This is a genomic window from Chitinophaga sancti (assembly GCF_034087045.1).
Classification (GTDB): Bacteria; Bacteroidota; Bacteroidia; order Chitinophagales; family Chitinophagaceae; genus Chitinophaga; species Chitinophaga sancti_B.
The window spans coordinates 1,638,844-1,663,410 of sequence record NZ_CP139247.1 but is presented as its reverse complement, the minus strand read 5'-3'; the positions used below and the strand labels follow the sequence as shown (position 1 = coordinate 1,663,410).

23 protein-coding genes are annotated in these 24,567 nt (G+C 44.1%); 7 read left to right on the top strand and 16 right to left on the bottom strand.

The window, feature by feature from the left end:
- Positions 1 to 16: 16 nt before the first annotated feature.
- Complete coding sequence (locus tag SIO70_RS07015) at positions 17 to 1,534, bottom strand: serine hydrolase (protein WP_320580231.1); 1,518 nt, start codon at positions 1,532 to 1,534, stop codon at positions 17 to 19.
- Positions 1,535 to 1,605: 71 nt separating this feature from the next.
- A complete protein-coding gene (locus tag SIO70_RS07010; RefSeq protein WP_083723420.1) occupies positions 1,606 to 1,974 on the bottom strand; it encodes a winged helix-turn-helix transcriptional regulator in 369 nt (122 codons plus the stop codon).
- 216 nt (positions 1,975 to 2,190) lie between these two features.
- Between SIO70_RS07010 and SIO70_RS07005 the strand changes: the two genes are divergently transcribed.
- The 7 genes from SIO70_RS07005 to SIO70_RS06975 all read left to right on the top strand — a co-directional run bounded on the left by SIO70_RS07005 (position 2,191) and on the right by SIO70_RS06975 (position 8,861).
- Positions 2,191 to 2,526 (top strand): DUF1475 family protein, encoded by a 336-nt coding sequence (locus SIO70_RS07005; RefSeq protein WP_320580230.1) that lies wholly within the window; start codon positions 2,191 to 2,193, stop codon positions 2,524 to 2,526.
- On the top strand, positions 2,519 to 3,301 hold the full coding sequence (locus SIO70_RS07000; RefSeq protein WP_320580229.1) for a DUF1295 domain-containing protein: 783 nt from the start codon (positions 2,519 to 2,521) through the stop codon (positions 3,299 to 3,301). The genes SIO70_RS07005 and SIO70_RS07000 overlap by 8 nt, the downstream gene beginning before the upstream one ends.
- A gap of 48 nt (positions 3,302 to 3,349) precedes the next feature.
- Positions 3,350 to 4,384, top strand: a complete 1,035-nt coding sequence (locus SIO70_RS06995) for an SAM-dependent methyltransferase (RefSeq protein ID WP_320580228.1) — start codon at positions 3,350 to 3,352, stop codon at positions 4,382 to 4,384.
- The gene (locus SIO70_RS06990) at positions 4,381 to 5,499 is read left to right on the top strand and encodes an alpha/beta hydrolase (protein ID WP_320580227.1); all 1,119 of its coding nucleotides are present in this window, start codon (positions 4,381 to 4,383) and stop codon (positions 5,497 to 5,499) included. The genes SIO70_RS06995 and SIO70_RS06990 overlap by 4 nt, the downstream gene beginning before the upstream one ends.
- Positions 5,478 to 6,728, top strand: a complete 1,251-nt coding sequence (locus tag SIO70_RS06985; protein WP_320580226.1) for an NAD(P)/FAD-dependent oxidoreductase — start codon at positions 5,478 to 5,480, stop codon at positions 6,726 to 6,728. Before SIO70_RS06990 ends, SIO70_RS06985 begins: the two co-directional genes overlap by 22 nt.
- A gap of 77 nt (positions 6,729 to 6,805) precedes the next feature.
- A complete protein-coding gene (locus SIO70_RS06980; protein ID WP_320580225.1) occupies positions 6,806 to 7,558 on the top strand; it encodes a DUF1365 domain-containing protein in 753 nt (250 codons plus the stop codon).
- A 70-nt stretch (positions 7,559 to 7,628) separates the two neighbouring features.
- Positions 7,629 to 8,861, top strand: coding sequence for a cyclopropane-fatty-acyl-phospholipid synthase family protein (locus SIO70_RS06975; protein WP_320580224.1), 1,233 nt, complete (start codon positions 7,629 to 7,631; stop codon positions 8,859 to 8,861).
- A 63-nt stretch (positions 8,862 to 8,924) separates the two neighbouring features.
- Here SIO70_RS06975 and SIO70_RS06970 read toward each other — a convergent pair whose 3' ends face one another.
- From SIO70_RS06970 to SIO70_RS06905, 14 genes are all read right to left on the bottom strand, one after another.
- On the bottom strand, positions 8,925 to 9,287 hold the full coding sequence (locus SIO70_RS06970; protein WP_320580223.1) for a hypothetical protein: 363 nt from the start codon (positions 9,285 to 9,287) through the stop codon (positions 8,925 to 8,927).
- Positions 9,288 to 9,289: 2 nt separating this feature from the next.
- A complete protein-coding gene (locus SIO70_RS06965) occupies positions 9,290 to 10,237 on the bottom strand; it encodes a glycosyltransferase (RefSeq protein WP_320580222.1) in 948 nt (315 codons plus the stop codon).
- Between the two features lie 121 nt (positions 10,238 to 10,358).
- The gene (locus SIO70_RS06960) at positions 10,359 to 13,757 is read right to left on the bottom strand and encodes an ATP-binding protein (protein ID WP_320580221.1); all 3,399 of its coding nucleotides are present in this window, start codon (positions 13,755 to 13,757) and stop codon (positions 10,359 to 10,361) included.
- A gap of 18 nt (positions 13,758 to 13,775) precedes the next feature.
- Positions 13,776 to 14,372, bottom strand: a complete 597-nt coding sequence (locus SIO70_RS06955) for a DUF4194 domain-containing protein (RefSeq protein ID WP_320580220.1) — start codon at positions 14,370 to 14,372, stop codon at positions 13,776 to 13,778.
- A gap of 6 nt (positions 14,373 to 14,378) precedes the next feature.
- Entirely contained in the window at positions 14,379 to 15,848 is a 1,470-nt protein-coding gene (locus tag SIO70_RS06950; protein WP_320580219.1) for a DUF3375 domain-containing protein, read from the bottom strand.
- 54 nt (positions 15,849 to 15,902) lie between these two features.
- Entirely contained in the window at positions 15,903 to 16,148 is a 246-nt protein-coding gene (locus SIO70_RS06945; protein WP_320580218.1) for an ADP-ribosylglycohydrolase family protein, read from the bottom strand.
- Between the two features lie 52 nt (positions 16,149 to 16,200).
- Positions 16,201 to 17,289, bottom strand: a complete 1,089-nt coding sequence (locus tag SIO70_RS06940; RefSeq protein ID WP_320580217.1) for a hypothetical protein — start codon at positions 17,287 to 17,289, stop codon at positions 16,201 to 16,203.
- Between the two features lie 23 nt (positions 17,290 to 17,312).
- Positions 17,313 to 17,807, bottom strand: a complete 495-nt coding sequence (locus SIO70_RS06935) for a class I SAM-dependent methyltransferase (RefSeq protein ID WP_320580216.1) — start codon at positions 17,805 to 17,807, stop codon at positions 17,313 to 17,315.
- A 2-nt stretch (positions 17,808 to 17,809) separates the two neighbouring features.
- Positions 17,810 to 18,772 (bottom strand): hypothetical protein, encoded by a 963-nt coding sequence (locus SIO70_RS06930; RefSeq protein ID WP_320580215.1) that lies wholly within the window; start codon positions 18,770 to 18,772, stop codon positions 17,810 to 17,812.
- A 12-nt stretch (positions 18,773 to 18,784) separates the two neighbouring features.
- Positions 18,785 to 19,885: a toxic anion resistance protein gene (locus SIO70_RS06925; protein WP_320580214.1), complete on the bottom strand. Its 1,101-nt coding sequence runs from the start codon at positions 19,883 to 19,885 to the stop codon at positions 18,785 to 18,787.
- A 17-nt stretch (positions 19,886 to 19,902) separates the two neighbouring features.
- Positions 19,903 to 20,517 (bottom strand): TerD family protein, encoded by a 615-nt coding sequence (locus SIO70_RS06920; RefSeq protein WP_320580213.1) that lies wholly within the window; start codon positions 20,515 to 20,517, stop codon positions 19,903 to 19,905.
- A gap of 5 nt (positions 20,518 to 20,522) precedes the next feature.
- Entirely contained in the window at positions 20,523 to 21,077 is a 555-nt protein-coding gene (locus SIO70_RS06915; RefSeq protein WP_320580212.1) for a TerD family protein, read from the bottom strand.
- Between the two features lie 3 nt (positions 21,078 to 21,080).
- The gene (locus SIO70_RS06910; protein WP_320580211.1) at positions 21,081 to 21,914 is read right to left on the bottom strand and encodes a phosphoribosyltransferase family protein; all 834 of its coding nucleotides are present in this window, start codon (positions 21,912 to 21,914) and stop codon (positions 21,081 to 21,083) included.
- 210 nt (positions 21,915 to 22,124) lie between these two features.
- Positions 22,125 to 24,563 (bottom strand): DUF4982 domain-containing protein, encoded by a 2,439-nt coding sequence (locus tag SIO70_RS06905; RefSeq protein WP_320580210.1) that lies wholly within the window; start codon positions 24,561 to 24,563, stop codon positions 22,125 to 22,127.
- Positions 24,564 to 24,567 lie beyond the last annotated feature (4 nt).

The window sequence follows — 24,567 nt, the reverse complement described above, 5'->3', positions numbered from 1 at the left end:
CAGAAGCGCTTTTTCTTTATTTACGTTTTACAAACACCGCCGGTGTATCATCATCCAGTCTTACATTCAGACTATTGATGTCTCCATTATCATCCATGAGGAAATGGATTGTAGTCATACTACCTGCTGTGGGATCAGTCGTACTGTTTGCATCGAATATATCATACCCACGATGTTTTAAATACACCGTTTCTACAGGGAACCGCGCAAACAGTGAATCATTTCGCTGGAATACTTCAAAATTACCATACAGGTTATTGCCAAAGGTGCCAGTCAACTCCGCGAGTGGACGGATAACGGTAGTTCCCTTTATTATTATGGTATCCTCTCTTTTATCGGCCACAGGTTTCTTTGTATGTACAGCCTTATCTGCCTCTCCGTTCCAGTCTATTTTACTTAGTTTCAGCGCCCTGTCTGCAAGGATATTATGCACGATATCCGGTACTTTAGAACCCGACTGATTGCTCAATACTATGATACTTATACTATCTGTAGGGAATATACAGGTAAGTGCAGAAAAGCCATCTATATTTCCCCCATGCTCCGCCTGGTAGTGACCTCTGTAAGAACGTAAAAACCACCCCAGCCCATAGCCGTTGAAGTGCAGGTCAGGATGCATTTTGTCTGGCTGATCGTACCCTATAGCCATCTGCAAACCTGTAGCTTCGCGCACATAGGGTTCCGGCAGCACGATTTTTCCTTTGTATTTCCCGCCATTGATCCACATACTTGCCCAGTGCGCCATATCCAGCACACTGCTGTTGATACTACCTGCCGGGGCGATTACATCGATATTATGGTATTTCAGTTTTTTGATAATGCTATCCTGGGCTACGCTATATGGCAGGGCTACATCTTCCTGCTTCACCATTTCTGTGACGGAGCAATCGGAATGCAACATGTCGAGTGGTTCAAAAAAGTAGTGGCGGATATTGTCTTCCCAACTTTTGCCGGTAAGCTTCTCCGCTACTTTGCCCTGTGCCAGGTACATAAAGTTATTGTACTCCCACCGGGAACGCAAAGGTGTGTGGGGTTGAAAATAACGTATACGCCATAAGAGGGAATCCCTGCATGTAGGTGGAAAGAAGAACCATGAATAGTCGTAACGTTGCACCCCGGTACGATGCGTCATCATATCTCTGAGGGTCACCTGCTCATTCAGTTCTGGTGTGGCAAACTCCAGCTCGGGCAGGAAACGGCGAACCGGCTGTTCGAAATCCACTTTCCCTTCTCCCCTGAGTATGCCTAACAAACCTGCTGTAAAGGCTTTCGTGTTGGAACCTATGGCAAACAGCGTATTCGGAGTTACGGGCAACTTGTGTTCATAATCCCGGTAACCAAAGCCTTTGGCATATACAATTTTATCCTTCTCTACTACGGCTACAGCAAAACCGGCTACATGCCAGGTATGAAGGATACTATTAAATTCTTTGTCTAATCCGGCAAACCGGGGATCTTCTTTTGTAGGGGTTTGGGCATGTGCGTGAGAGAAAACCAGCGCAGACATACAAAACCATTGGGTCAATTTCTTCATGGTGTGAGTAGTATCTCAGTAAGATACTCAAAATACAGAGTTTTTCACAACGTGAAATGCTCAAGGCAATACTATACTGCGACAGCTTTCTCGTCGTAGATAATGCTGGAAAACTCACACAGTTTTTCCAGTAAGCCACAAAGTTCTACTCCATTTTCTGTGAGTGAGTAAACAACTTTAGGCGGCATGCCGGGAAATTGCTGACGGGTTATCAGGCCAGTCTTTTCCAGCGTTTTCAGCCGGTCTGACAGTATATGATCTGTAATGTAGGTCAGCTCTTCCCTGATTCCTGAAAATCTATTATTGCCAGCCTCTATACAGAATAAAATATCTGTCGTCCAGCGACGGCTCATAGAAAACAACAACTCATTCAACGGACACTTGCTCTCCAGGAACGATTGATTCTGATAATTAGACGAATTGGTCTTTCTTTCTGCCATAGTGCTCTAAAATTCAAAGTTTACGATCGGGTTCGTCCTTGTTAAAAGTGACAGGTATAGAAAAGATACTGCTATTATAGAAATTAGGCAAACTAAATTATCGTTAATTGATGAATGGCAGCAGCCTGAACCGGACTATTCCCTGTTGCGTGAAACCAAAGGTATTTATTCTTACGTATGTTATCATACCGTCATTAGCAAATCTGCCGGCAGCACATGATCACTTTTTTAAAACTACTATTCAGCGCATTATTGATCTGGATGTGTTATGTGGTGATCACAACCAGTATAGCAAGCAACCTGTTCAAAGAATGGGATTTCTTAAGCGGTATACCCTGGATGCGCGCCACGCTCTGGGATTTTTATACCAATGTGCTGGTCATTTTTGTATGGATCTGTTACAAGGAAAAAACGATCTTCAGCAAAGGAATCTGGCTTGTATTATTAGTTACACTGGGTAGCATTGCCAGTTGTATATATATGCTGGTGCAGCTTTTCCGTCTCCCGCCTGGAGAAGGTCTTAAAGAATTATTCGGGAAACAACATGGATAACCTTACAATCATCTTACTACTTATCATGGTTTGCGCTATGATCATGGCCATGGCATGGGGATGGGCACGCGCTATCAAAAATGCCAGCGTAGTAGATATATTCTGGTCTTACAACTTTCCTGTCATCAGCATATTATTGCTATTACTGGCAGATGGTTATAGCCTGCGCAAATTCCTGATCTGCTTTATGGTAATCGTTGCAGGCATCAGGCTAGGTACGCATTTACTGATCAGGATCTCTCATCATTTAGATATCGAAGATGGCCGCTATCAGCAACTGAGAAAGGAATGGGCGCCACATGCTGACAAGAAATTTTTCTGGTTCTTCCAGTTTCAGGGATTGTCAAATGTGTTGTTGTCCATACCATTTATCATCAGTGCCCTGAATAAAGAAACCACATTAGGCATTGCAGAATATACAGGTATCATACTCTGGTTCATCAGTGTAACAGGCGAAGCTATTGCTGACAGGCAATTACATACATTCAAAATTAAAAATAAAGGGTTAGTATGCAATACAGGATTATGGCGATATTCACGACATCCTAATTACTTTTTCGAATGGATGATGTGGGTATCTTACAGCATCTTTGCAATCGGTTCGCCGTCTGGATATCTCGGCGTGATCAGTCCACTGATCATACTTTACCTGCTACTGAAAGTGACAGGTATACCAGCTACAGAAGAGCAATCATTGCGTTCCAAAGGAGAAGCCTATAAAGCCTATCAGCGCAGCACCAGCGCCTTCATTCCCTGGTTCCCTGCCAGATCCTGAAATTCCGTTTTTTACATATTGTGTTTATCATTTTCAATCATATTCAACATGTGGTACGATACCCTCATTGAAAAAAATTCTGTTCCTGATGTATTGTTGCGCAAAGGCATCAGAAAACTGCTGAAGCAAAGACTGGACGATGAGAACAAAGGTGATGCGGAAGCACAACAGGCACACCTCATGTCGCTGATCGATCAGCTAAAAGCGTCTCCTATCGCTGTGAATACTCCTGAAGCCAATGCACAACACTATGAAGTACCTACTGCATTTTATCAATATTGCCTGGGTAAACACCTGAAGTATTCCTGCGGATACTGGCAGCCAGGTGTGCAGGAGCTGGATATAGCAGAAAGAGATATGCTGGAACTAACCTGTCAGAGAGCGGAACTAACCAATGATATGAACGTACTGGAACTGGGTTGCGGCTGGGGATCACTGTCTCTCTTCATGTCTGCAAAATTCCCCGGGAGCCGGTTTACAGTGGTATCTAATTCACGTACACAAAAAGAATATATCGATACACAAGCCGCTGCACGCGGCATCACCAACCTCACGGTGATCACTGCAGACATGAATATATTTCATACAGATCATCAGTTCGACAGAGTCGTATCTGTAGAAATGTTTGAACATATGCGCAACTATCAGAAACTGCTGAAAAAGGTAGCTTCATTTTTAAAAGCAGACGGAAAGCTGTTCATTCATATCTTTACACACAAAGAGTATACTTACCTGTTTGAAGTGAAAGATGAAAGCGATTGGATGAGCCAATATTTCTTTACGGGGGGAGTGATGCCGGGCGATGACCTGATGTTCTACTTTAACGAACATCTAACTGTCAGTAAACACTGGCATGTAACAGGTACACATTACGGCAAGACAGCAGAAGCATGGCTGCGCAATATGGATGATCATAAAGCGGAAATAATGCCACTGTTCGAAACTACCTACGGAAAAGATCAGGCACTGAAATGGTGGGTATACTGGCGCCTGTTCTATATGGCCTGCGCTGAACTATGGAATTATAACAACGGGAATGAATGGATAGTCAGTCATTACCTGTTTCGAAAAAACGCTGTATGATCCGTCTTATTTTAATTGTCCTTTTACTGCTGACTTCTTTACTCACAGTTATCAAAGCACCAACTTACAACCTGTGGAAGCTCGCTATCGCCGCAGCTGAATTCGCGTGGGTTTTTATTGCTATTACGATAGTGGTTTTATTGAGTGGTTTCCTGGCGCAACGCTACACTACGACTGGAACAGTATTAGGCCTGATTGCCATCGTACTTTTTTTATCCCCATTCTTCAGAGCATATGATGTAGCCAGTCACCTGCCCAAAGCAATGGACAAGGCCCTCGGCGATCAGTCAGACACTACTCCTTTGAACCTGTCTGTCATATTCTCCGGTTACAAAGAAGCGCCTGTTGCTTATAAAAGCCTGCCTTACTGTGGCAATCTGCACCTGGACTTCTACCCTGCTATTCACCCGGGCAATCATCCCTGTGTAGTAGTGGTACATGGCGGATCATGGAGCAGTGGGAACAGTCAGGATCTGCCTGAACTGAATACATATCTGGCGAATCATGGCTATCATGTAGCTGCTATCAATTACAGACTGGCACCGCAAAACATCTGCCCTGCACCGGTGGAAGATGTGTATCAGGCCATGGATTACCTGCGTGCACATGCGGAAGAATTAAGAATTGATACAAACAATTTCGTACTGATGGGTCGCTCTGCAGGCGCACAGATTGCACTACTGGCAGCCTACAAACAGCATGTGCAGGGTTTAAAAGGTGTAGTAGATTTCTATGGTCCTGCTGATATGGTATGGGGATATTCACTACCTGCAAGTCCATTGGTAATGGATTCCAGGAAAGTCATGGAAAACTACCTGGGAGGCACTTACAGCGCTGTACCCAATAATTATTCAGCCAGTTCCCCCGTTGAATTCGTGAACAGAAACACAGTGCCTACGTTAATCATTCATGGTGAACATGATGTACTCGTAGCGTATGAACATAGCATCAGACTGGAAAAGAAACTACAGGACAACGGTATTAAATATTTCTTTCTCTCACTACCCTGGGCCACACACGGATTTGATTACAACCTGAAAGGCCCGGGCGGACAATTATCCACCTACTCGGTATTAAGATTTTTACAAAATATATGTTACGAACAGCAATCATAGGCACCGGCATAGCCGGTATGGGATGCGGACATTTCCTACACCCTACTGACGACATCACGTTTTATGAACAACTCGATTATGTAGGTGGTCATACAAACACTGTGACTGTAGATGAAGATGGAAAGCCGGTGTACATTGATACCGGGTTTATGGTTTTTAATTACCAAACGTATCCCAACCTTTGTAAACTGTTTGAACAGATTAAAGCACCTGTGAAAAAGACAGACATGTCTTTCAGTGTGCAGCACATTCCCTCCGGGCTTGAATACAGCGGTTCCGGTATCAATCATCTCTTTGCACAACGCAAAAACATTTTCAATCCTTCTTACATCAGGATGCTCATGCAGATTGGCCGCTTCAATAAAGAGAGCGTACGTATTCTGGATGATCCTAGATATGCGAATCATACAATCGGACAATTTATACGCGAAGGTGGTTATGGTGAAGACATGTTGTGGAAATACCTCGTACCCATGAGCTCCGCTGTGTGGTCTACCCCTATGCAACAGATGCTGGACTTCCCTGCGGTGACACTCATCCGTTTCTTTTACAACCATGGTTTTCTCGGCCTGCATACACAACACCAGTGGTATACACTGAACAAAGGGAGTCAGTCATACAGAGAGATCTTAATTGCGCCTTTCAGAAACCGTATTCACATCAATAGAAAAGCAGTGAAAGTAACGCGCACGCCTGACGGAAAAGCTACCATACATGCAGCAGATGGCACAGCACAGGAATATGACAGGGTGATACTGGCCTGCCATGCCGACCAGGCACTGGCATTGCTTTCAGAACCAACTAATAAAGAACAGCAACTACTTTCTGCTTTCAAATATCAATACAACAAAGCTGTATTACATACAGATGAGAAGACCATGCCAGTTAAAAAGCTGGCATGGAGCAGCTGGAACTATCGTATAGAAAACGAGCAACCCAGCACCATTTACTGGATGAATAAGTTACAAGGCGTATCCGACAAGAAAAACTATTTTGTATCTATCAATCCCCATGCACAGCTGGATGCCAGCAAGATCATCAAAGAGATAGACTACGAGCATCCGCTATTTGACCTGGCTGCTATTGAAGCCCAGTCTGCTTTACCTCAATTGAATGCCGATGGTCCTGTCTACTATTGTGGTAGTTACTTTAAGTATGGATTCCATGAAGATGCATTTACCAGCGCAGTGAATCTCTGTTCTCATTTGTTAAAGAGACGCGTTATTTAATCCATACGGCTCTTTATTCCGTAGATATTTTCATGAACGGGACCTTTATTCATTCATGTTTATACAGGGCACGGGTAATGCACCACAGGCTGTCGCCAAAGCGGCACCAGTTCAACTACCAGGTGTTTATGTTTTACATCGACCTGGATGAAATAGATTATCTGTCAAGGCACCTGCGCTTTCTGAGCAGGAACCGTTTTAACCTGTTTAATTTTCGCGAAAAAGATCATTTGCAAATAACAGATAGTCAGAACACCCGTGAACAGATCCTTGCTTACCTGCAACAGCAGGGCGTTACAACGCCTATCGGACGCGTCATGTTACTGACTAATTTATGTACGTTAGGGTATCAGTTCAATCCTGTTTCATTCTATTACTGTTATGATATGCAGGGGCATCCTGTTTGTTCTGTAGTAGAAGTATGCAATACATTCGGAGAATTGAAACCTTATTTGCTGAACGATACCACACGTACCTATAAAGGATTCAGGCTGTATACAGGTAAATACTTTTATGTGTCTCCTTTTTCCGACATGGATACACAATTTGATTTTGATCTGAATATACCGGGCGAACGATTGGATATACGCATCGATGATTGTCATAAGAGTGGAGAACGATTTTTAATCAGTACACTAAAAGGAGAAAGAAAACCACTGACGGATGGAATGCTGCTCTATTACTTTTTCAGCTTTCCGTTGATTACGTTCAAAGTGATCTGGATGATTCACTGGCAGGCACTTCGCTTATGGTTGAAGAAGTTGCCCTTTCACGCAAAAGCAGCCAACAAGCACCTGCAGCGTGATCTATATCGACCTTACAAATCATAATTATATTTTCTCACAGGGGAAACTATTAACATCAGTTAATGGTAACAGCATTCCCATATATATACTTGACATGCAAACATCCACACTTCCATATGCAAAAAAGAGTAAAAGTATCTACCAGGATATTGTACTGAAAGTGATGGCGGGTATGAACCAGGGATTGCTACACCTGACCTTGCAGGATGGTGAACAGCTCACTATCGGAAATGGAGAAGGTAATATCAGGGCGAATATCCGTATCAATGATGCCGCGTTTTATAGCAGGATACTGTTGTATGGAGATGTAGGATTTGGAGAAGCATATGTAGATGGGCTGTGGGATACAGACAATATTACGAATGTGATAAAGTGGGCGTTACATAATGTAGAGAACACACCGGGATTATCAGGTAGTAAAACAAAACAATTTGCTTTTAACCTGTTTAGCTGGTTTAATAGATTGTACCATAACAGGAGAGCGAATACACTGAAAGGGTCGCGGAAAAATATCTCTGCCCATTACGATCTGGACAATGATTTCTTTGCCAGCTTCCTGGATCCGACTATGACATATTCAAGTGCTTATTATTATAAAGAAGACCTGACGCTGGAAGAAGCACAGCTGGCAAAATATGAGCGGTTGTGTCAGCAACTACATTTAAAAACGGATGATCATGTGCTGGAAATAGGCAGTGGCTGGGGTGGAAATGCTATTTATATGGCAAAGACATATGGCTGTAAAATAACGTCACTGACTATTTCACAGGAACAGTATAAGCTGGCTGTAGAGCGTGTTTCAGCTGCAGGCCTGCAAGACAGGGTGAATATCCAGCTAAGAGATTACAGGATGATGGAAGGCAGCTTTGATAAGATTGTATCTATCGAAATGCTGGAAGCTGTAGGACATGATTATTTGCCGATGTACTTTACAAAATGCCATGAACTGTTGAAAAAAGATGGCATACTGGCCATACAGGTGATCACTGCTCCTGATTCAAGGTATGATAGTTTAAGAAAAGGTGTGGATTGGATTCAGAAACATATCTTCCCGGGGTCATTGTTACCATCAGTAGCAGCTATCAACAATGCAGTGAACAGAACCGGAGATATGACAATGGTAGACCTAAAAGATTTAGGACCTGACTATGCCAGAACATTGAAGGCATGGTTTGATGCCTTCAATGAAAACCTGCAGCCTGATATGAGTACTGCATTTATCCGCAAGTGGAATTACTACCTATGCTATTGCGAGGCAGCATTTGCTATGCGGAATATCAATGTCATGCAGCTGGTATATACCAGACCCAATAATTTGAACCGATAGTTATTGAAGCCTACATAGATGTACATGGAGAAGAAGGCAACCTGTAATGGGTTGCTTTTCTTATTATACTACGTTAGGTACGAAGTTGATCTCAGCCTCGTCTTTAAAGGCAACATATACTCTCTTCCATGGCTGATCATCTATCAGTTGCCACTTGTGGCCACTGCCAGTCGTATCCATAGCTATCAGTATATCTCCGGGCTGAAGTATGAAGGTTTCGCCCGGACCGGTTTCAAACAACAAGGTGCCTGAAAGCGTGATCACATATTGTGTAGTGGGTGCCGGATGCCAGTCATAAAAACTATGCGCCGGTGTTTCGTTGAACATTATTGATGCGGCAGGATTTACCTGCAAATTCGAGACTGTACCTACCTGTACATAAGAATGGCCGTCATTGCCTGTGTATAACTTGTACGCCCTGATCATAACTATTTAAACATTTTCCTGAATGATTCCAGCCATCTCACCGGCAGTGACTTTGCACGGGAGAAAGCCTGTTCCGATGCCTTACGTTCCTGTAGTATTTCTGTACTGATCACAGGATCTAATTTTATATAGCGCGAAAGACGCCTGACTAATCTAACTCTTTTTCTTCTTACATGTATAAGCTGTATCAGTTCTTCATCACCAATCTCTACTCTTAACTCTTTCAATTGCAACGCTGGCACAGGATGACTGTTTTTTATTTTTTCCATATACCCATACCCTACCTGTTGCTTACTATGCACACGGTAACGGATCAATGGCTCTTCTATATATCCCAGCATCTTTGCATTTGCAGCCACCAGCGCGATCCAGGCATCATGCCAGATCTTGTGCATCAGGCGGAAAGGCAGGATCTGTGACAGGCTCTCTTTTTTGAGCGCCAGCGTAGCCCCTGTTACAATACGACCGTGTTTCAACAGGTAGCGGAGCAGGTCATCCTTTGTTTGTGTATATGCTCTTACTTCGGCAGTAAAGCCCACTACATCCCACAAGGTAGAAGGTAATGCAGCACTGTTTTCATCCATGAACACACCATTGGTAAACACAACTTTGTCCTGCGGATGCGCGGCAAAATGCGCAACTACCTTTGCCACCTTCTCAGGCAACCAGCAATCATCATGATCACTCAGAAAGATGATGTCTCCCTTGCTCTCAGCCAATGCACGTTCGAAATTCTTACGCGCACCTTTGTTCTTTTCATTGCGGATAATGCGGAAAAGACCCGGGTAGCGGCTGGCATAATCATGTAATATCCGGATAGTCTGATCTGTAGAAGCGTCGTCGATCACCACGATTTCATTCACACGAAGCGTTTGGTGAATGATGGTTTCCAGCTGTTCCGGAAGGTATTTTTCACTGTTGTAGGTGCAGATGCCGACGGATATGATCAATGTTCTTCGATTTTACTGCAATATATAAAAAAAGGGACCGTATCATAAGTTAAGATACGGCCTCCTTTTATTCGGGTACCGATAGAGATAGTTATTATTTTTTATACAATTCCGGTATTGATCAGGCAACTTCTACATCAGAAATCTTATCCTGCAATTCTTTTACCGTCATATTGTAGAGCACACTGTGCCTGTTATTCACTCTTTGTACCAGATGTACATGGGCAATGAACTGTTGTACCACGGCAATCTTATCACTTGGCGTTACCACCAGCAATTGTAAGTGCAGCTGCTTACAGAGTTCCATCAGGTAAGTCGCCTTTTCCTCATCCTGGTTGCTGAAGCTCTCATCCACCGCAATGAAGCGGAGGCTGCGGGTATTCTTACCTTCTCTTGTAATACCAAACTGGTACGCAATGGCACTACAGAGTATGGTGTAGGTCAATTGTGCTTTTTCACCACCTGACAGCTGTCCCATCTGGCGGTAGATCTTCTTGGATTCATTGGTATTGCGATACCTTTCATCCGCCCAGAATTCAAACCAGTTACGGGCATCCATTACCCTGTTACGGTAAGTTTCACTTTCATCCAGTGCGGTGATCAATGGCATCACTCTTTCACGGAAGTGCATAGCTTTTTCTTCGAAAGTGCTCTGTTGCCAGTTAGCCGCCTGTGGCAGGGCATCGAGTAAGCGGCTTTTGAATTCCCTTACTTCTGTACCGGTAGGCACGGGTCGCTTCACCAGCTGGATATAAGTATCCGGCAAACGGTTGAAGTTGATACCACTCAGGGATTGATTTAGCTTGTGGATCGTGTTGGTGATATCCCGCTCCCACTTTTCCATCTCCTCATTCAGCCCACCGATCTTGTAAGTGATGGTGACGTTGATATAGCTTTCGAAATCCTTTTTGAAACGGGGCAGGTTATCATTGCTCAGTTTATCCAGCCATTCGATGTATTCGCCCGCATTTTTCGCCTCTTCTGACATGGCATGTACATCTGCACTCCAATCAGGGAAACGCGCTAATAACTCAGGAGAAGGGTTTTTAAGACGATTGATACTGCGGTTCAGCAATACTTCTTCTTTATGGCTGGCATCTTCTGCCTGCTTCAGGTTTTGTTCTTTACTATCACGCAGCGACTTGTACACGCTGCCGATATTATCCAGCGTCACCTCACTCAGCTCCTGACTATGCTGCTGCTGGAATTGCAACAGCTGGTCTTTGTCTGTATCTGTAATGTGCTGTAACAGGGCCTGCAGGTTTTCCTGCTCTGTTTCCATATCAGAGATGGTACGTTGTGCCAGCGCTTCGTTCCTGATCAGGGTTGCCTGTGATTCCTGTACTTGCTGCTTTTGTTTTTCTACATCCTGCAACTGTTCTGTCAGTGCATCCAGCTCCATATTTTCATCACGCATGGAAGCAATCTGCTCTTCTGCTTTGTGAATGTTCTTTTGGAGCTTAGGGATGTTCAGCTCTTCAAAACCCTTGTGTTCCTTTAAGCGGCCGGCAGCATAGAATTGCTTTTGCAACCGTGCAGAACGGGTTTTGCAGGTTTGCAATATTTCGGTGCTGGACGTAATGGCTTCATTCAGCTTATTACGTTTAGCAATCAATGCTTCTTTTTTCCTGTCGTTGTTCCAACCCATTACATAACGGGCTTCGTCATTCCTGCCGGAGCGGTCATCCTTTTCATGGCGATCCCTGTTCTTGATCAGCCCTTCGATGGTGATGGCCATATCATACCGATGCAGGGACTTTTCGTTTTCTACACAGGTGTAGTTGAAATTCTGGATGATCTGCTGTTCTACCCACTCTGTGAGTTTGTGATCAGGATGGAAATCCAGTTTTTCATAGACTGTGTTTTCATCCGGATACAGGGTAAGTGCAGATTCCTTGATCTGGTAGTAGACCAGGCGGGTACGCATGTTATTGTTGTTCACATAACTGGTCACCTTCTTGTAGTGCTTATCCGGTACCAGCAGGCGTAGTGAAAAGGAATGCAGTAATTTTTCGATAGCTGGCTGCCAGTGCAGTTCTTCCGGTTTTACCTGGATCAGTTCACCTGCAAAGAGGATTTCGCCTTCATCTATCTTCAGGTAATTGCACATGTCTTTGCGCAACTGGATGAGGTGAGAAGGGATGTTGTTCTTTGACTGGTGCAGGAGTTCTATTTCCTTTTCCAGGCTATCTTTTTCCCCATCCGCTTTTTCCTTTACACGCTTGGCGCTGTACTCATCTTCTTCATTGAGGCGCTGCTCTGTTTCCAGTTTCAGCGCAGCACGGCCAGCTTCTTTCAGGAGACGTGTATAGGTAGCTTCGTCATTGATTTCGTTATCCTTTATGTGCAGTGCTTCGCACCAGTTCATAAACTCCTGCAGGTTTGTCTCGGCCGCTACTTTCTTCTGGCGCAGTTCTTCGATGGTCTTTTCCAGTTGTTGCAGGCGCTGACCAGCTTTGTTCTGTTCCAGCATATTGCGGGTAGTACGCTCCTGTTCCAGCAGTTCATTCATCTGTGTTTTAGACTCTTCTATCTTGCGGAGCAGGATGGTCACTTCCTGACGTTTCTCTTGCAAAGCCTGGCCCAGTAACTGGCTACGGGTAAAACTATTCCAGATGGTAGCCGTATTCAGGTCCTGCTTGTAACCGGAGATCTTTGCAGAAAGGTTGGCAAAGTTTGCATGGTGCTCCTTGATAGGTTCCAGCATGCGGATCTGCTCTTCTGCCTTTTCGATATTGCGTTGTGCATCCAGCAACGTGGTCAGGTGTTTTTTCAGTTCCTGAAACTGCTCTTCCATATTGCGGGGTTCCAACATGTTGGTACGGATAAAATCATCCAGGTTACCCAACACCTTGATACCTACAGTCTGGTTAAAGAGCTGTAATGCCTGTATACTCTGCATACCCAGGGCATCTACCAGTCGTTGTGCATATTTGCTGGCGGCGTCAAACCATTCTACCTGTTTACGCGCACCTTTGTTAAAGAGCTGATCGATACGTTTTTTCCACTGACCACCCAGATCGAACGGACGGAAATCGTCTGCAATGTGCATGGCTCTGTGTGCGACACCAAATATCTTGCGCATGTCGCCATTCACGAAGTACCTCACCTGGAAGATGGTCACAAACTGTTCTGCTTCGTTGGCAAAGTTGGCCAGCAGAATGCTGTAGGCTTCTTCTTTGTTCTCGCGCAGGTACAGGGTTTTGGTCACGCCGGTGGCTTCATTGTTCACCATACCATAACCTCCCATTACATAGGAATCTTCGGTTCGGTCACCTTTCTTTTCACTACCACTACTCTGGTTATAAAAGCGGTATTTCTTTTCCGGCACCATCAGGGTGAGCAGGGCATCGATAAAGGTAGTCTTGCCACTGCCATTAGCGCCGGTGAGCAGACTGGTCTCCCCTTCTGGCTTAATTGTATGAATGTGTTCATCAAAGGTCCCCCAGTTGAACACTTCCATATATTGCAGGCGGAAGCCGGTCTTTTGACTATCTGTGCTGAATACGTTTAATTGCATTGGATGAGTTGGTTTTGCTTACTCTGCCTCCACAGGGGTTTCCTGGTGAGCGAGCAGTTGTTGCTGGAATTGTTCCAGCGCTTCGCCGTCTACTTTAGCTTTGATGATCTTCCTGATGCGGAACTTCTGTTCATCGATCAGGTCGTTGTTCTCTATTTTTTGCAGGAAACCGTTTTCTTCCACTTTGTCGATCAGCCTGTCTATATCTTTCAGAAAGCGGATACGGCTGGCGCCTTCTTTGAAGAACAGTTCTGCATATTCCTTGATCTCCCTTCTCTTCTTGATCAGCTCACGGGAAGAGGAATCACTGATTTCGAATTCTGCCATCATCTCGCGCAGCAACACCAGCATGATGCTTTCCTCGTAAGAGAAAGAGCGGCGTTGTACCCAGCTCACATAGGCTTCTTCGTCTTCTGACATGGCATGCTTTACAAATGCATAGCCATCCTGTTCATCCAGTACCAGTGTGAGGCCCAGTTGCTGAAGAAAGATGATCAGTTCCACCTTGTATTGCAACAGTTTCTCCCAGGCACTTTTTTCTACATATTCTACGGGTCCTTTGAGCAACTTGACTACTAAGGAAGCGTAGGGTAATATTTTGACAGGTGTACTCATACTTGTTTATTTTCCGAATAAAAGATAAGGTACTTCCAAAAAGCGGGTTTGCTCCGCATTGAGAGGTATCAGTTCTGTGGTATTCTGTACGGTGTATGCTTTGCCGCCTTTTTCCCTTACAAAGTCGTAATAGCTGATGATCTCTGCAAGGCCATATTCCAGCGGCGAAGCTTCCAGTACTTCTTTGAGCGTAGCGGTCTGCTTGTCTTTCAGCACCCCTTCTACTTTTGTCCACAGGTATTTTTTGTTGATATGAGAGGTATTGAGCAGGCGGCTGAAGCGTGTCATATCCTCTATTTTTTCAGTGGCGGTACCCGGTTGTTTTACCTCTGTAATAGTTTTTTTCTGTTCCAGGGTAAGCTTACGTTCCAGGATCATCCTGATTTCGGCACTGTCGTCAATGCTGATCCCGGCTTCCACATCGTCTTCTTCTTCCTTGAAACCGAATACCAGTTCCTTGATGCTGTTGATCTGCTTGCGCAGGCGGCGGTGACGTGCAATCTCTTTTTCGGAGATGATACGACTTAGTTTTTCCGCCATCTTATCGTTGGCATCGTATACGTTTTTCCCTTGCTCCAACAGCAGGGATTTGATGTTTGTAAGGAAAGACTCATCAGCCTGTATACCTCTTTCGTCTACCAGGTGCATGAGCTGTTCGGTAAGTTCCCGCCATTCTTCCTGGCCGGCACGGGAGATGAGGAAGTCCCAGAAAGCATAGAAGCTCTTACCCTGGTTACTGTTGCGCAGGGAGTCGTAGGCTTCGAATGCAAAACCGATGATGGCACCTTTACTTTGTTCAGCGCGGGTATGCTGTTCCACGATCGTGCGGTGGATCTGCTTGAAGTTATCCTCTACCTCACGGAAATCGCTGATCAGTTCGTAGCATAGACGGGTAAAGAGTTCCAGTCGTTCCTCTACCTGGGCATTGTTATACCTGTCGGGGGTGATGCCCAGTTCCAGTGCTTTGATCTCTTTATCAATTTCGGCGCGCTTATTCTTGAGTATTTCCAGTTTCTTACCCCTGTCATCTTCTGTATTCTCTACAATATCGCGGAGGGAATTGAAGAGGAGTTTGAAGCGGCTTTCTGTACCTACGTGTTGCCGCAACTGCAGGGTCTGCATCCACTGGAATACTTTTTCAGTATAAGCGCTTAGCTGATAGCGGGTATTGCCTTCGGCATCCGGCAGATCCTGCAGAATGCGTTTTTGTACCCAGCTAAGTATATATTTTCGGCTACGTGTTTCTTCATCTTCACCAAAGTTGATCCTTGCTTCTTCCAGGTCTTCCACGCCGTCTTCCTGTAGGCTGAGCGTTTCCGCCAGCATTTGTACCAGTTGTGACTCAGGGATAGAGAAACGGTTCTCTTCCTTGAACACGCTGTACAGGAATGGAAGTATCCAATGAGTGTTGCGCAGGCGCAGCATCTGGATAGCAGGTGAAGAGGAAATGAGCCAGAATAAATCGTCTTTGTTCATAGAGGGTGCAAATTGTAGAAAAAAAAGGTTCGAACAAAGAAGGAGTTTCCCCCATTAGATGTTGAAAAAAAGCCAAGGCTTTTGCTGGTCGATCTTTCCCTCCAGTGCGAGGATGTTGTGAATGCCTATTGCCATGACGGTATCGTCAGTGACATTCCAGTTGCCTGGTTTTAATTCCTTGTAAATTAGTCTTTTGGTGATGAGATCCTCATTGCCAAAGAAGGTTTCTCTAAAGGCGTCTCCGATTGAGAGACCGAATAGAGAAGTGCTGGCGAGGCGTAGTTTTTCGTCTATGGTCATAAAGCATAAAGATACTAATATATGCCTTTTGCACATATTAGTATCTTTACTATTATTGCTTTTCTACAGCTTTTAATCTCGCGTCCATCGCATCCATTTGCTTTTGCTGCTGAATAATATAAAGTGTGAGTTCTTCCACCTTTTGCAACAGGGCTTCGTTGATGGCTCCCAGATCCTGTCCTTCTTTTCCTACTTCTGCTGCACCAGGTATCGCTGGCAGGTGCTTATTGGCTTTGATATAGCTTTCTACTTCCTGGAGAGTAGGCAGCTGGTATTGTTCATCGAATACAAAGTCAGGCCATCCAGTAGCAGTTACTTTTATTTTTGTAGCAGTGATTGTACCATTTACAGCGAGTTGAGACTGAGGAGTCTTTGTACCAATACCCACATTACCTCCCATCAGGTAACTATCTCCATAAGAGCTTAGGTATACCTGCTTTGTACCCTGATGGCTGATTGCAAAGCCATGTTCTCCGGCATTATTGTTTGTGTACCATTCCAATGTACCATCTGCAGGGGAATATAATTTTTTATCAGAAGAAGTCCCATCAAAACCAATACCTCCACCTTTGATGGTCAATACCTGATCAGGGCTTGCAGTTCCAATACCTACTTTACCGCCATTGGGATTTAACAACAAACTACCATCCATAGCAGAAGAGGAATATGCCTGAATCAAACCACTGTTATTCTGCCCGATACTCATAGCCAAACCACCTGTATACCGGGAGTTGTGGAGTTCCAGATGACTACCATATGTGAAAACATTATTCCCTTCAATAGCAACATCAATGTAGAGTTTTTTTGTAAGGGAAGCCCCACCATTTACCTGAAGTGCAGTGCTGCCATCATCTGTAGCGCCATTAATGAGAGTACGGGTACTGGTTGTAATGGTCGATCCCCTCAGGGTCAGTGGCAGCCAGGCACCACTGGATCTGTGAAACGTCTGCACAAAACCTGTAGCATTCTGGTATCCCATTTCCAGACCGGGTCCAGTGAGTGTGATTGGCATGTTAGCACCTGTAATACGGATTAAATTTGTAGTCGTGTCGCCTGAGTTAGTAACAGTTTGAAGGGTCTGCCCCTGGGTCAGAGTAACAAAAACAAAGCAGGCTATTGCTGCCAGGAAAATTCTTTTCATGGTATTATTGTTTAAATTAAAAATTACGAACTAATAAATGCTGCATACATATTTCCCTGCCCATAAGCAGAGGGTCTTTCATTCAATTTTTTGATCTGATTACCAGGGAAAAATGTAGTAAGCTGACGAAAACTGAGGGGAAAAGGCACCCATGTAGGCACTGGTTTTTCTATATCGTACTCGATAACTAACAAGGTTGAACTATATCTTTTCAGCTTTTGTACAAATGCAGGTTTATCCTTCACATAATGCAATGAATTGGCCATCAATATACCATCCACAGCACCAAACGGAAATGGATCAAACACAAAATCCAGCTCTACTATCTCTATCCCATGCCCGGGAATCCGCGTAGCCGGTTTATGATCCACTGCATAAATAGTACTTCCTTCAGGCAGGTAATGCGCCAGTGCCATAGAAAACAAACCACTACCGCAGCCCAGATCAGCCCATTTGCTAACGGGAGCATACTGTAATATATCACATTGTATAAACTGGATGGCTTCGGATAACTGCATGGTTAAAGACTATCCGTATTCAACATGGCTTTTAGAATATTGGCCTCTATATCCACATCACTGAGGTTCTGCAGGAAATCCACATCATCAATCTTATTATGATAATCTGATATCAACCTTTTTATATCAGGCGGTATCTGCGTCTTTACCACACTGGCAGTGCTTTGCAGCTGATCGTTCTTATCTGCTATTTCCTGTACGATCTTCGCTTTTTTAGAGATATTGTTATGCAGGTCTATGCCTGACAGCTCTGCCATATCAAGGAAGAGAAATAAATTGCGGGAGGGCACAAACACAAAATACCTGTCCAGGCCTGTAATACTATATACTTCCAGTATCAGACTACCGGCTGTCAATCCACAATAGAATTCACTCCTGAATTCTACCTTGTTCAGAATGCCCAGGAGCCTTCTGTGTATAGTAGCATAAGCATTCCGGTATACTTCTGCAGGATTATAGTCGGTGAGTTTTTCTACGAGACTGAATGGAATATCGAAGAAGAAATCTGCCGCAAAGCGGGCGCTAAAGGCATTGATGTTTTTTGAGAAAGGCGATTCATCTTTCTCTTCTGATAATAACCGGAAAAGCCGACGCAGAGACTGGTTTACTTTCAGCGCCTGTCGCTGCTTTTCCAGGTTATAACTTTGTTCTGTGTATACGTTGCTATTCAGCTTGTCAATAAGGTCTCTGTTCAGCTGCATCTCATCATGGAGAATGAGTACATTCCGCTCGTTGGCAATTTTGATTTTCCTGAGCAGTTCTATAATGGTCAACGAATATTGAACATGAAAGAGTTCCAGTTTATTCACATCCAGGTCCGTATTGTTCTCAAATAATTTATGGATCACCTGTGTACGCAGGTAGATCTTATAGATTATTTCATCTTCAAAAAAGACGGACAGCAGTTGTAGTTTGCTGATCGTTCTTTGTGACTCACTTAATATGATAGCCCGGTTCTCCTCCATTTCTAGCGTTCCTTATACGTTGGTTACATTCTTTCTCAGTTCTGTTTCAAGTGACTGCAATTCTGTATTCAGTTGTTTCCTGTTTTCAGTACCCTGGTCATGAATACGTTTCACTTCGGCCAGTGTTTCGATCAGGGACGATGTAGTACGTTTCAGCGTTTCGATAGATACGACTGTACTTTCATTCTGCTTCGCTACTTCAATACTGTTTTGTTTCAGCATGTCAGCATTCTTCTGCAGGATGGTATTGGTGGTATCTGCTACTTTCTTCTGCATTTCCACATTCGCCTTTTGTCTTTGCAGGGCAACGGCGATGGTCAGCTGGTTCTTCCACACCGGAATGGTGGTAGATACGATGGACTGCGCTTTTTCGGCGATAGCAGTGTTGTTGTTCTGCACGACCCTGATCTGTGCCAGGGACTGCATCATGATGAAGCGTACGATCTTCATATCGGCCAGGCGCTTGTCCAGACGGTGCAGGAACTCGCGCATATCAGAGATTTCGTAATCCTGGTATGCAGTCGGGTTACCTTCCATTTCCGCCAGCTTTATGCTCAGCTGATTGTATTTGTACTGACCGGAGATGATCAGTTCTTCCATCTGCTTGATGTAGTTCACATTGTTGTCGAACATCGTCTGCAGGGCAGTGTTGTCCTTCAGTGAGTTGATACGACCCGCTTTGATCTTATTGGTGATTTTGTCCACATTCGCGATCACGGTATCGTACTTCTGGAACATTGCTTTCACATCCACTACCAGCTTCTTGAAGAAAGGTATTTTAGACATGAAGGATTTGAATCCGCCCTGTTCCAGTTCATCTACATCTATATAGTTCAGTTCTGTCAGCAGGTCATTGATGTGACCACCTACTTCACCGGAGTTGAAGGTACGTACGGAGGTCAGGAAGTCGTTGCTGTACTTGTCCATGGATTTCTCCACTTCGGCACCATAGTTCAGGATGGCGTTCACATCACCTGGTACGAGAGATTTGCTGACTTCATCGTACTTTTTACTTTCCTCCGAAGAGACAGTGGTGAGGTCTACATTGCCTTCCCTGTCTATGTGAGGACTGGCAATGACTACATCAGTTGTTGTATTTGCGTTGATATCCATTAGCAAATTTTTTAGTCTTATAAGTATTGGCGGGTCACTGTATCAACAGTTTCCTGCAGTTTTCTGTCTTTGGTAGCTTCTCCGATGGCATTGAATTTCCATTCACCATTCTTTTTGTAGAATACTCCCATGACCATGGATACGTGTCCGGCAAAGGCGGCATCGTGTGCAATATCGTACTTGGCAAATACTTCAGTAACTCTGCTTGGAGTACCTTCGTAAATGCGGATGGATGCAAATGGGATGGTACCGAAATCCTGCCCCCTGAAGCTGTTGAGTACAAAAGCTACATAGGTGACGTTAGGACTGAGGATGGAGAAATCCAGTGTGATTACTTCATTATCCAGTCCGTCGTTACCATTTACATCGCCGGTGAGGTCATCACCACTATGTTTTACCGCCCTATCCTTGGATTGCAAGTTACCAAAATAGACAACTTCCAGGGCTTGTTTGTTTTCGTTGTACAATACGCAGCTACCATCCAGGTCCACGGCCTCTTTGGTTTTGCCGAGTCCGAATAATCCTTTCTTTTCAATAGCGCCCCAGTTGATACCCACACATACTCTTTCCAGTTTGGTGCCATTGCTCTTTTCGAGGGAGATGCGTTGTCCTTTCTGTAAGTTGATAGCCATGTCGATTAGTTGTATTTATTCAGATAATCCTGTAAACCGCCTTTCATACCGGCACCTACAGCTTCAAATTTCCATTCGTTGTTTCTCTTGTAGATACGGCCAAACTCAACGGCAGTTTCGATAGAGAAGTCTTCTTCCAGCTCATACTTGAGCAGTACCTGGTTGGTGGAAGAATCAACGATGCGAACATAGCTGTTTCTTACCTGGCCAAAATTCTGGCGCCTTTGCTCTGCTTCATGAATAGTCACTACCACACAAAGTTCGGATACATTCGGATCGATTTTAGACAGGTCTACATGGATCTGCTCATCATCGCCGGCACCTTCACCAGTCAGGTTATCGCCGGAATGCTCTACAGCACTATCAGGTGATTTCTTGTTGTTATAGAATACAAAATGCGAATCTGATAAGATCTTTTTATTTTCTCCGAGAATGAAAACTGATGCATCCAGGTCAAAACCGGAGCCCGTGGAAGAGCTATTGGTATCCCAACCAAGCCCTATTGTGAATTTAGGCGCATTGATTGCCTCTCTCTGTCCTTTTTGAAGGTTAATTGCCATTTTCTAAGCTTTTATATTATTTGTCGGATATATGTATGTATTGATGAAGCCGAGGTTACGGGCGTAAGCGTCGATGGTGTGATACCCGTTGCCCAGGGCCATGTTATATAGCAAATTGACAAAGTTTTCCGTTTGATTCTGTAAAAAGATACAAAATGAATCGTAATCGTAATTCAGGATATACTTTACAATCCTCGTATTGATCTGGAAACTATCCCCTTGTATAATCTTTTCAAGATCGAAGATAGACTTCACACAGTGATAATTTAAATAATTTTCGATATTCGGATGAATTGAATGATTTGCCAGCTCTGCAAAGTATAACATGCAAATATCGTTCTTCAGTTCATATTCTTCCACCATACGCAGGATCATCCTTTCATGACTGCCTGTAATACGGATATCATCCAGGAAAATTACGGTTTTTCCTTCCAGGAACGCCTTATCGACATGAAAAGAATCGTTGCCAATCAGTTTAAGCCTTTCAGACGCATTCAACTCTCCGTAGTCTTCCTTGTAGGTAATAGTGCGGTGCACCTTGGCCTCCTGCACTACGGGATAACCTTCTTCGGCCAGCCACCGGTTCAGGCGGAATACAAAGTGGTTCTTCATCGCAAATGTAGCCGTAGGAATGAATGCATATGGACTGGAAATAACAACCAGTTGTTTTTCCGGCGGCACATAATGCAGGTGATTCCTGATATACCCTTCGGCAAGGGCTATACCAAAATCCCTTGCTACTACATCATCTCCAAATTTAAAGCGGCTATAGTCATCCGGTGAAAAACCGAAGCTGTCCGAATGGTGGATTTTATGTAATGAATAGGTGAATGTCATTCGTTTAACAAACTTTTAAAGTTCCATAAGTTGATTACTATACAATCAATGCCTGGTTTTGGGTCTATAAAGCTCTTGTCCCTCAGTCAATATTTTAAAAATAACGAGATTTTCCGGGTTCCGGGGGTTTGAAGTTTAAATATTTATTAAAATTTACCTATTTTAAATAAAAAAGGCGCCGGTTTGACCGGCGCCTGCGTATTTTAATGATCAAAACCCGCTTTTGAGCAATATCCTGCCGGGACTTAGCCCTTTGGCTTTTGCCTCCACAATAATCTCTCCTGCCTGTTCTTTTGACTGAACAATGGTGGTCAGCTCTCCGTTAAACGCATGCATCCGGGGAAGATGAAATAAATCAAGCGAAGTCGGATCTCCATTGGCAGCCGCTCTATAACGACCTGCACCTGAAACGGTGAAGGTGATCAACCGCTGATCTGCCGGACACAAATTTCCATCCTTATCTACTATTTTTACACGTATATAAGCCAGGTCGCTCCCATCGGCAGCTATTGTATCTCTATTGGCTTCCAGTACTATATGATGTGGTTTACCCGCAGTACGAACGATCTTTTCTTCCGCCGCTTTTCCATTTTCATCATAAGCCACTACCTTTATTTCACCCTTTTCATATACTGCATTCATCCACATTAAACGGTAACGGTTTTGTGTAGTAGAATCATTTTTGAACCGTTTGCCATAGCTTGTACCATTGATGAATAACTCGGCTGAAGGGTAATTAGTGTAAGCAAATACAGGCGTTATCTGCCCTTCACGACCCGGCCAGGTCCAATGCGGGAGTACATGTAATGTAGCTACCTTTTTATTCCAGACACTCCTGTACAGGTAATAACGATCTTTGGGAATACTTGCCAGATCAATGATGCCGAACATGGAACTATGATTTGGCCAGCCATCCACATCGTATGGAGAAGGCTCTCCCAAATAGTCAAACCCCGTCCATACAAACTGGCCAATAGACCATTCATTATCTTCCGCCATCGCCAGATCTTCATCTGGCAGATTGGACCAGGAGCAATATTCAAAGTCGTAAGATGATGACTGGTGATCTTTATACACCGCATCGCCCTTTCTTACTACAGGGAACTGGTATACTCCCCTGGAACTTACCGTAGAAGAAGTTTCTGTACCTAACACCAGATTTTGTGGCAGCTTACCATAAGCTTCTTTATATCTGTGTACCCTGTAATTGAATCCCGGGATATCGATCATGGATGCAAAACCATTGTTTAACACACAACTTACCTGATCCATACCACAGGTAACCGGCCTGGTAGGATCTTCACGATGACAAATGTCCTGTAGGAAAGAAGCTACTTTGTATCCATCAGGGCTACATTGTGTAGGCACTTCGTTACCGATACTCCAAAGCACCACAGCCGGATCATTGCGATAATGACGTAACATATTCACCATGTCTTTCTCTGCCCATTCTGCAAAGAAACGATGATACCCGTTTTCACATTTAGCAATATCCCATTCGTCAAATGGTTCTATCATCATCATAAAACCCATTTCATTACACAGGTCAACCAGTTCAGGTGCAGGCATATTGTGCGAAGTCCGGATAGCATCACACCCCATCTCTTTTAAAAGCGTGAGTTGATAACGCAATGCAGCTACATTGATCGCTGCACCCAGTGGACCAAGGTCATGGTGATTACATACTCCCTGGAACTTGCGCAACTTCCCGTTTAAATAGAATCCTTTATCTGCTACAAAGCGGATATCACGGATACCAAACCGGGTAGTGTAAGTATCTATCTGCGCCCCATTCATATAGATCACAGACTTTGCCGTATACAGATCAGGCGTTTCGGGAGACCATAATGCCGGCTGATTCACAATGAAATTCTGTTCAAACGGTTTGCCATGCGTGACCTTTTGTATGTTCTCTTTTACTGCAACCTTCTCTCCTTTTGCATTCAGTATTTCTGTGATGACTTTGACATCCGCATCTCCTGTATTGTCGATGGTTGTTTTCAGATTCACAGCAGCATATGCATCGGATACGTAAGGTGTAGTCACATATGTACCCCATACAGGTACATGTGCTTTTCGTGTGGCTATCACATGTACATTCCTGTACAAGCCTGCACCAGGATACCACCTGGAAGATTGTGGCTTATTTTCTAAACGAACGGCTAACAGGTTATGCTGACCATCAGCCGTTAAATAAGGGGTCACATCTACTGAAAATGAGTTGTATCCATTGGGCCAGAAACAAGCTTCTTTACCATTCACATATACTTTCGCTTCGCTCATAGCACCATCAAATAACAGCGATACGGTCGTACCTGCAGGTACATCAAAATGGTTACGATACCAACCAATACCTGTATAAGGCAGGCCTCCCGTTCTGCCAGTTTTCGTGCTGGCAGTAGTTTCACCATTCTGTTTTACCGCCACCTTCTGCAGGTCATTATTGCGATCGAAAGGACCATATATTGCCCAGTCATGTGGTACGGAAACAGTTTTCCAGTCTTTATCATTGAAGTTTGGTTCCATTGCGCCCGATGGATCGCTTTGGATAAACTGCCAGTTTTTTTGCAGCAAATATTCCTGCCGGTCCTGTGCCTGTAAGCAATTTGAGATCAGCACAAATAGCAGGCACCATCTTTTCATCATCATATCG

Bases quoted from the DNA above. Each gene is read 5' to 3' on its own strand.
- SIO70_RS07015 (WP_320580231.1), bottom strand. From the start codon at position 1,534: ATGAAGAAATTGACCCAATGGTTTTGTATGTCTGCGCTGGTTTTCTCT.
- SIO70_RS07010 (WP_083723420.1), bottom strand. From the start codon at position 1,974: ATGGCAGAAAGAAAGACCAATTCGTCTAATTATCAGAATCAATCGTTC.
- SIO70_RS07005 (WP_320580230.1), top strand. From the start codon at position 2,191: ATGATCACTTTTTTAAAACTACTATTCAGCGCATTATTGATCTGGATG.
- SIO70_RS07000 (WP_320580229.1), top strand. From the start codon at position 2,519: ATGGATAACCTTACAATCATCTTACTACTTATCATGGTTTGCGCTATG.
- SIO70_RS06995 (WP_320580228.1), top strand. From the start codon at position 3,350: ATGTGGTACGATACCCTCATTGAAAAAAATTCTGTTCCTGATGTATTG.
- SIO70_RS06990 (WP_320580227.1), top strand. From the start codon at position 4,381: ATGATCCGTCTTATTTTAATTGTCCTTTTACTGCTGACTTCTTTACTC.
- SIO70_RS06985 (WP_320580226.1), top strand. From the start codon at position 5,478: ATGTTACGAACAGCAATCATAGGCACCGGCATAGCCGGTATGGGATGC.
- SIO70_RS06980 (WP_320580225.1), top strand. From the start codon at position 6,806: ATGCACCACAGGCTGTCGCCAAAGCGGCACCAGTTCAACTACCAGGTG.
- SIO70_RS06975 (WP_320580224.1), top strand. From the start codon at position 7,629: ATGCAAACATCCACACTTCCATATGCAAAAAAGAGTAAAAGTATCTAC.
- SIO70_RS06970 (WP_320580223.1), bottom strand. From the start codon at position 9,287: ATGATCAGGGCGTACAAGTTATACACAGGCAATGACGGCCATTCTTAT.
- SIO70_RS06960 (WP_320580221.1), bottom strand. From the start codon at position 13,757: ATGCAATTAAACGTATTCAGCACAGATAGTCAAAAGACCGGCTTCCGC.
- SIO70_RS06955 (WP_320580220.1), bottom strand. From the start codon at position 14,372: ATGAGTACACCTGTCAAAATATTACCCTACGCTTCCTTAGTAGTCAAG.
- SIO70_RS06950 (WP_320580219.1), bottom strand. From the start codon at position 15,848: ATGAACAAAGACGATTTATTCTGGCTCATTTCCTCTTCACCTGCTATC.
- SIO70_RS06945 (WP_320580218.1), bottom strand. From the start codon at position 16,148: ATGACCATAGACGAAAAACTACGCCTCGCCAGCACTTCTCTATTCGGT.
- SIO70_RS06940 (WP_320580217.1), bottom strand. From the start codon at position 17,289: ATGAAAAGAATTTTCCTGGCAGCAATAGCCTGCTTTGTTTTTGTTACT.
- SIO70_RS06935 (WP_320580216.1), bottom strand. From the start codon at position 17,807: ATGCAGTTATCCGAAGCCATCCAGTTTATACAATGTGATATATTACAG.
- SIO70_RS06930 (WP_320580215.1), bottom strand. From the start codon at position 18,772: ATGGAGGAGAACCGGGCTATCATATTAAGTGAGTCACAAAGAACGATC.
- SIO70_RS06925 (WP_320580214.1), bottom strand. From the start codon at position 19,885: ATGGATATCAACGCAAATACAACAACTGATGTAGTCATTGCCAGTCCT.
- SIO70_RS06920 (WP_320580213.1), bottom strand. From the start codon at position 20,517: ATGGCTATCAACTTACAGAAAGGACAACGCATCTCCCTCGAAAAGAGC.
- SIO70_RS06915 (WP_320580212.1), bottom strand. From the start codon at position 21,077: ATGGCAATTAACCTTCAAAAAGGACAGAGAGAGGCAATCAATGCGCCT.
- SIO70_RS06910 (WP_320580211.1), bottom strand. From the start codon at position 21,914: ATGACATTCACCTATTCATTACATAAAATCCACCATTCGGACAGCTTC.
- SIO70_RS06905 (WP_320580210.1), bottom strand. From the start codon at position 24,563: ATGATGATGAAAAGATGGTGCCTGCTATTTGTGCTGATCTCAAATTGC.